Origin of the sequence: Shinella sp. 838, from assembly GCF_029623935.1 — a bacterium.
Taxonomy (GTDB): domain Bacteria; phylum Pseudomonadota; class Alphaproteobacteria; order Rhizobiales; family Rhizobiaceae; genus Shinella.
Window position 1 is genome coordinate 1 of the sequence record NZ_JARSBQ010000078.1, and the last position, 662, is coordinate 662.

A 662-nucleotide genomic window follows, 5' to 3' on the forward strand; every position below is an offset into this window, starting at 1 on the left:
CCGCTTGAAGGCGATGGAGGGCAAGGACGGCATCCTCTCCATCTCCGTCATCCATGGCTTCATGGCCGGCGACGTGCCGGACATGGGCACGCGCATCGTCGTCGTCACCGACGGCGACAGGGCGAAGGGCGCGGCGCTGGCGCAAAGCCTCGGCCACGAACTCTACGGCCTGCGCCACAAGACGGCGATGCCGATGTTCGACACGGAGGCCGGGCTCGACCGGGCGCTTGCCGTGCGCGCCGAACGGCCGGACGTGCCCGTCGTCATCGCCGACGTCTGGGACAATCCGGGCGGCGGGGTGGCGGGCGATGCCACCTATATCCTGCGCCGCATGATGGCGCGGGGCTTGGACAATGTCGCCGTGGCGACGATCTGGGATCCCATCGCCGTCTCCTTCTGCCATGCGGCGGGGGAAGGCGCCGAGCTTGCGCTGCGTCTCGGCGGCAAGTCGGGGCCGGAAGGCGGCGAGCCGCTCGACCTCACCGTCACCGTCCAGGCCGTGTTCGACGCCGGCTGGCAGAGCTTTCGCAACAGCCGGGTGACGCTCGGCCCTGCCGCCGTCGTGCGCCCGCGCGGCTCGACGATCGACATCGTGCTGATCACCAGCCGCACCCAGACCTACGAGCCCGACATCTTCGCCAACCAGGGCATCGACTTCACCC

Annotated in this window: 1 protein-coding gene; it reads left to right on the plus strand. The window is 69.9% G+C overall.

Features of this window, described 5'->3' with window-relative positions:
- On the plus strand, positions 1-662 hold a 662-nt coding region (locus P9A16_RS35645; protein ID WP_278026569.1), incomplete at both ends, for an MlrC C-terminal domain-containing protein.